Raw genomic sequence first — 5,627 nt, forward strand, 5'->3', positions numbered from 1 at the left:
AGGGAATGCTGGCCACGAGAGCGACCAGCAGCACTGCGTTGCCCAACATTCCGCTCCAATGCAGCCGGCGCAGCCGACGCGTGGCTTCGGCATCGCCGGCGTCCCTCGCGCTGAGCTGGTCATCCATCCGCCGCATGAACCAGCGGCGTCCGTAGAATGCCAAGGCGGCAATCAGGCCGACGCCCATCGCAGCGAGYAGGCGACCGTCGAGCAGGAAAGCTACCGCTCCGATGATTCCGGCAACCCGCATCACCAGAAAATGCGCATTGAAMATTCCGCGCAGCAGCTGCGTGACGGGCTGGATATCCAGCTTCACCAGCAGGAAGGCGGGCGAAGCCAGCGTGAAATAGCCCATCGGAAAGAGCAGGATGATCAAGACGGCTACGGCGACGCCATCCGGGGTCATGCGATCGGCCTTTCTCGTCCGCGCCGGCGGGGTCTTCCGCCAGCGTCGCACAATCATAGCGGGAAAATGCGTTTCCGACACTAGGCTTTGGTCGGACGCCGGCGCCGCGAAGGCGCGACCGGCGCCTTGCCTCCCGCTTCAGACCGGCTCCAGCCCGAGCGATTGCGCGCTCTCGATCCAGATCGGCAGTTCGCGCTGATACAGCGCTTTGGTCTCCTTGAAGCCGATCGCCGGTTCGAGCACGAAGGTGTTGAGAACCTCCTTCACCTTCGGATCGCTGTTGGCGGCGACGCAGAGTTCGGCCAGCCGGTCGACGATCGGCTGCGGCGTCGCCTTCGGCACCGCCCAGCCGGAGAAGCCGCTAACCGTGAAGAACTTCGAGGTCGCGCCCTGCTCGGGGAGGGTCTTGACGGCCGGAATTGCGTCGACCTTCTTCGAATGCACCGCGAACACGGTGCCACGGTCGCTTTGCAGGACGGATTGCGCGGCCGTGTAGCTGCCCATCGCGGCGTCGAGCGTGCCTTCCAGCATGCCCGTCCACATCGGGGCTTCGCCGCGGTAGTGAATCGGCTCGATGGCGAGGCCATACTGCTTGTTGAGCTCGTTGATCGTCATATGCGGGGCGGAACCCGCGCTATAGGTGCCGAAATTCACCTTGCCGCTCTTGCGCGCGAAGGCGACGAAATCCTCCAGCGTCTTGACGCCGGTTTTCGGGTTCGCCACCAGCAACAGGCCGGCGCCCGGAATGACGCTGACGAGCGTCAGATCCTTGTCCATGTCGTAGCCGGGATTCTTCATCACCACCCGGTTCATGATGTAAGTGGTCGAGATCGAGCACAGCACGGTATGGCCGTCGGGTTCCGCGCGGGCGACCTCAGCCGTGCCGATCGCGCCCGAGGCGCCCGGCTTGTTCTCGACGACGACGGTCTTGCCCACCTGTTTCGAGATGAATTCGCCGAATGCGCGCGCGAGCAGGTCGGTCTGTCCGCCAGCCGGATAGCTGCAGATCATGCGGATCGGCCGCGATGGCCAAGTACCTTGCGATGTACCTTGTGCCGTGGCGCTGCGCGAGACGAAGGGCATCGCGAGTGCGGTGGTGCCGGCGGCGATGAAATGGCGGCGATCGAATTTTGCGGACATGATTCCCTCCTGATTTTGACCGAAGGTACTGCATCATGCCGCCTCTGCCACGAGCGGGAGGCGAGACAGATTGGCGCATTCGAGGGGACGGCACTGCGATTGCGCGCGCCTCACTCCGGTGATCGAGCCTTCCGCACGACCCGCTGCCAGACAATTTCGGTCACGACCACCGCAATGATGCCGAACGCGCCGCCCGTGATCACGTTGGCGACGCGCTCCTCGGCGATGCCGCTGGCGCCGCCGGCAAAGGAGGCTGCCAGCGCAATGAAGAAGCAGCGCAGGCCAAATCCGACGATGTAGCGGGAGAATGAGGTCAGCGTGAGGGTGGCCGCGAGAACCGCGAGCGCATAGCCGACGCGGCTCTCCGGCAGCGCGATGCCGGCGATAAAGCCGAGCGGGACGCCGACGAATGCGCCGATAGCCCGTTGCTTCAGCTTGTCGGTGGAGGCCGAGAGATCTCCGACGACGACGCTTGCGGCCGACCATATCACCCATTGCCCCTCGTCGAGATCCAGGATCTCGACCAGCGCCGCCGCAGCGAAGACCGCCATGGCGGTTGCCGTCGCGGGTAGAAACCACTTGGCCGCTGGCGGTTCGAACGATGTCGTCAAGGCGCCGTCGCGTCGCCGCTGGTCGTACATCTGGACGCCACAAACCAGCGCCAGCGCAATCGGAGACGACACGGCGATCACGCCGGCATGACGCAGGGCCTCCGAGGCGGTCACGCCCTCCCGCACCTCGCAGGCGAGATAGACGGCGGGGATGAACACCCAGTTGCCCAATGTCCGGAAGTGCTCGCCATGGCGCGTTACCGCCACGGCAAGGAAACCGGCGAGCGCGGTCAGCACGACGAACAGCGGCTTGATCGGGGCAGCGAGGAAGAGCGTGGCAAACGTGGCGAGGATCGCGAGGTCGTGCAATGCGACCGCCTTCGGCGCCAGCCGCAGCCGCAGCGCGGGAATGAGCAGTGAAACCGCGATCAGCCCGAGATTCAGCAGCGCCGTTTCGCGCGAGATGAAATAGGCGGCGACGAACGGGCCGACGACGATCAGCGCGCRCAGCAGCTCGCTTGTCTTGATTTCCCGGGTGAGGAGATCGCGCAGGCTTGTGGCGGGCGGGATGGCCGGGGAATTCACGAGGACACCGGGGCGTCGAAATGAAGCACAACACATAGCACGGAAACGAAATCAGTGCTTTGGCGCGTTGGACGATAGTCTCGCCACATTCTCGCTGTCATCGCCCGGCCTGAACACTTGACCGGGCGATCCTGTCCTCCGAGGCGGTTGTGTTCGGATCGATGGGCCGCGGCGTACTGGATGCCCAGCTTTCGCGGGGTATGACGGCGGAGCGCGGGCGCCCCGGAATGACGAGCTATCTCACCGCTGAATGATCTGCCTCCAGACCTCGCCGAGGATGGCGGGCTCGCGCGGCGGCAGGTAGGTGAGACCGGCCTGCTTGCCGAATTCGGCGATCTTGCCCTCGRCAGCAAGCGCGGTCAGCGCCTTGTTGGCGGCATCGATCAGGGCGGGCTCGCTCGCAAGCCCGACATAGCCGCGATTGGCGCCGATCGGATAATAATAGCCCGACGCGGTGATCGCCGTCTCGGGATGCGCGGCGCGATGGGCGTCGAAGCGGCCGAGGTCGATCAGCGTCGCGTCGAAATCGCCGCGGTCGAGCGCGCCGAGCAGATCGCCGCGGCCGGGCACGAGATGCGTGATGCTGTCGATCAGTCGCCCCTTGTCGAAGGTCATCAGGATGGCGTCGCCGAGCGAGCCGCTCTCGATCGCGAGGCGGAGGCCGGCGAGATCGCCGATGTCGCCGATCTTGCGGCCGCGCGCCTTCGGCCCGAGCACGACCGTCATCGGCGCGTAGACGTAAGGCTGGGTCGGCGCGAGCACGCCGAGCGCGACCCGGCGGCGCCGGTCGTCACGCGTGGCGCCGGCAAAATCCGGCAGCCGCGCGGTCTTCATGCCGGGCGCGACGAGAGAGTCCTGTGTCAGCGCGTAGCCGCCGACGAGCGAGCAGCGCCCGTCCGAGAGCAGTGCGTTGGCCTCCAATTGCGGGCTCGAATCCTCGTCGAGCTTGCTCTCGAACCATTGGATTGTCAGTGGTCGTCCCATCCGCTCCGCGATCGCCTGCGCCAGCAGCACGTCGAAGCCGGAGTCCGGCTTGCCGCGGTGATGCACCGAGAGCGGCGGCCGGTCTTCGTCGAGACAGATCTTCAAGGGACCGTCTGCGGCATGAGCAGCCGTCGCGGCCGTGAGGGTCGCGGCAACGCTCCATGCGGCGGTGCGCCAGCCCGTCATGGCTTCCTCCGGCTCGAGATGAAGACCCAGAGATCTCCGATCTCGTCGTCACTGAGGATGTCGGCCCAGGGCGGCATCTTGTTGTTCTTGCCGTTCTTCACCGTGGTGACGAAGCGCGTCTTGTCGTCGGGAAACGCGCGCAAATCCGGCGTGATGGTGCCGGAGTTCATCATGTTGGGACCATGGCAGTGCGAGCATTTCGAGGCATAGGTCGACTTGCCGTGGTCGATCTGCACCTGCACGGGGTTGGCATTCGAGTCATCCGCGGCACGAACGGTCGCCGCAAGCGCGACCGTCAGCGCCGCGACGGCGGCGAAAACCGCCGCCGTCCTGTGAGATACCTCTTTCAGCACGTCTTGCCGCTACTGCTTGACCGCAAAGACCCAGAGCGAGCCGCCGGGCGGCACCTTGGCCAGCCGCTCGTCGCCGGAGAACAGCGAATAGACGCCGCCATAGCCGCTGGTCACGGCGACATACTGCACGCCGTCCTGCTGCCAGGTCACCGGTTGTCCCTCGATGCCGGAGCCGGTCTGGAACTGCCAGAGCTTCTTGCCGGTGTCGGCATCAAAGGCTTCGAACTCGCCGGTCAGCGCGCCCGAGAACACGACGCCGCCCGCGGTCGAGAGCACGCCGGAGAAGCGCGGGATGTCGCTTGGTGCTTCCCACTTCGCCTTGCCGGTCATGGGATCGATCGCCTTCAGATGACCGCGCGGACCGTCGCCCCATTCCCAGAGATCGGTGAGGTCCATGCCGAGATACCATTCACCCTGCTTGAAGGTGACGGGCTCGGTCTTGTACCTGCCGCCGAAGGCGAGCGTGTTGGCGTAGGCGAGACCGGTCTGCGGATTGAACGACATCGGCTCCCAGTTCTTGCCGCCGAGGATCGAGGGATACACCGTGACCTTCTTGCCCTCGCGCGCGTCCTTCGAAACGTCCGTCTCGATCGGGCGGCCCGTCTTCATGTCGATGCCGGTCGCCCAGTTGACCTTTACGTATGGATTGGCCGCGAGCAGCTTGCCGTTGGTGCGGTCGAGCACGTAGAAGAAGCCGTTGCGGTTGGCATCCATCAAGACCTTGGTCGGCTTGCCCTCGACATTCATGTCGGCGAGCACCATCTCGGCCACGCTGTCATAGTCGAACGGATTGTTCGGCGAGAACTGGTAGTGCCACTTGATCTTGCCGGTCTTGGGATCCATCGCCAGCACGGAGCAGGTGTAGAGATTGTCGCCCGGACGCACCGCCGAGTTGAACGGGCCGGGATTGCCGATACCCCAATAGACCGTGTTCAGCTCGGGATCGTAAGACCCCGTGATCCAGGTCGAGCCGCCGCCGAGCTTCCAGGTGTCACCCTTCCAGGTGTCGCCGCCGGGCTCGTCCGGTGAGGGAATCGAATGAGTGCGCCACAGATGCTTGCCGGTGGCCGGATCCCAGCCGTCGATGAAGCCGCGGGTGCCGAACTCGGCGCCGGAGATGCCGGTGATGACGACGCCGTCGGCGACCAGCGGCGCCACCGTCATCGAATAGCCTTCCTTGATGTCCGCCGCCTTCTGCCGCCACAGCTCCTTGCCGTCCTTGGCATCGAGCGCGATCACGTTGGCGTCGAGCGTGGTGCGGAACACCTTCCCGTCGTAGATCGCGGCGCCGCGATTGATGATGCCGCAGCAGACGATGCGCGGCGTCTCGGCGGGATATTCGATCTTGGACTTCCAGATCTGCTTGCCGGTCTTGGCATCGACCGCCATCGTGGCGTTGTGCGACGTCACGTAGATCACGCC

The 5,627-nt window shown here is 65.2% G+C and carries 6 protein-coding genes; all 6 read right to left on the reverse strand.

What is annotated here, in order from left to right; all coding sequences use genetic code 11:
• Nucleotides 1–406, reverse strand: a 406-nt coding sequence (locus ACXJL8_RS32110) for a hypothetical protein (protein WP_456686229.1), incomplete at its 3' end; no start/stop codon positions are given.
• A 138-nt stretch (nt 407–544) separates the two neighbouring features.
• The gene (locus ACXJL8_RS32115; RefSeq protein ID WP_456621041.1) at nt 545–1,546 is read right to left on the reverse strand and encodes a Bug family tripartite tricarboxylate transporter substrate binding protein; all 1,002 of its coding nucleotides are present in this window, start codon (nt 1,544–1,546) and stop codon (nt 545–547) included.
• 110 nt (nt 1,547–1,656) lie between these two features.
• Complete coding sequence (locus ACXJL8_RS32120) at nt 1,657–2,682, reverse strand: FUSC family protein (RefSeq protein ID WP_456686230.1); 1,026 nt, start codon at nt 2,680–2,682, stop codon at nt 1,657–1,659.
• A 240-nt stretch (nt 2,683–2,922) separates the two neighbouring features.
• On the reverse strand, nt 2,923–3,852 hold the full coding sequence (locus tag ACXJL8_RS32125) for a substrate-binding periplasmic protein (protein WP_456686231.1): 930 nt from the start codon (nt 3,850–3,852) through the stop codon (nt 2,923–2,925).
• A complete protein-coding gene (locus ACXJL8_RS32130) occupies nt 3,849–4,205 on the reverse strand; it encodes a c-type cytochrome (RefSeq protein WP_456621038.1) in 357 nt (118 codons plus the stop codon). Before ACXJL8_RS32130 ends, ACXJL8_RS32125 begins: the two co-directional genes overlap by 4 nt.
• 9 nt (nt 4,206–4,214) lie before the next feature.
• A partial coding sequence (locus tag ACXJL8_RS32135) for a PQQ-dependent dehydrogenase, methanol/ethanol family (RefSeq protein ID WP_456686232.1) occupies nt 4,215–5,627 on the reverse strand: 1,413 nt, incomplete at its 5' end.

The organism is Bradyrhizobium sp. P5_C11_2 (assembly GCF_054049755.1).

Coding starts and splice junctions, on each gene's coding strand:
- ACXJL8_RS32115 (WP_456621041.1), bottom strand. CDS start 1,546: ATGTCCGCAAAATTCGATCGCCGCCATTTCATCGCCGCCGGCACCACC.